1 protein-coding gene is annotated in these 868 nt (G+C 73.3%); it reads left to right on the top strand.

Annotation, left to right across the window (positions count from 1 at the left end; genetic code table 11):
- Positions 1-72: 72 nt before the first annotated feature.
- Positions 73-810, top strand: coding sequence for a ThuA domain-containing protein (locus LCE31_RS39980; protein ID WP_225023225.1), 738 nt, complete (start codon positions 73-75; stop codon positions 808-810).
- Positions 811-868 lie beyond the last annotated feature (58 nt).

Here is an 868-nt window from a genome sequence, read left to right as displayed (position 1 = left end):
CTCTCCGGCGGCCGGCGACCTGCCACCGGCCGCGCCACCTGCCCGTACGCGTACCCATCGGAGGTAGAACCCTTGAAGCTGCGAGCCGTCCCTTCCGCTCTGGTCCTGGTCGACGGAACCGACCTCCACCACGACCTGATCGGCGCCGCCCTGGCGCTCCAGGAGATCGTCACCGAGGCAGGCGTCCCTGCCGCACGCGGCGTCGGCGTCAACCGGTTCATCGACCCGATGCCCGCGACCGCCGAGGCCGACGTCTATGTGCTCTACCTCTCCGGCCCCCGGTTCGACGCGCCCCAGCAGCGGGCGCTCTCCGACCTGGTCCACGCGGGCAAGGGACTCGTCGTCGTCCACGCGAGCAACCTCTTCGGCCTCGGCCCGGGAGGCCCCGAGGCCGACAGGACCGCCATCGACCTCGTCGGCTCGCGGTACCTCTCGCACGGCGACGCGGGCTCCGAGGGCCGCTTCGACGTACGCGTCCACCCCGGCCACCCCGTCACCCGCCATCTCGGGGACTTCGCGATCGACGACGAGTACTACCTGATCGACCGCGACGACCGGGTCGACGTCCTCGCCGAGCGGGACACACCACGGGGACCCGAACCCGTCGCCTACGCACGGACCCACGGAGCCGGCCGGGTCTGCTACACGGCCCTCGGCCACGACTCCCGTGCCTGGGGCAATCCCTGGTTCCGGCAGCTGCTGCGCCAGTCCGTCCTGTGGACCGCCGGCGTCCCCGACGAGGACATCGCGTCCTGGTCGACCCGCTGGCCGCTGGGCAACGGCCGCACGATCGGAGGCCCGGCGGCCTGACGCCGCGCACGCGCGTACCGCGGGCTCGCCACTCGCCCGCCCACTCCCGCTTCCGCTC

The organism is Streptomyces sp. 8L, from assembly GCF_020176795.1.
Taxonomy (GTDB): domain Bacteria; phylum Actinomycetota; class Actinomycetes; order Streptomycetales; family Streptomycetaceae; genus Streptomyces.
This window is presented reverse-complemented; position numbering and strand designations above follow the sequence as displayed.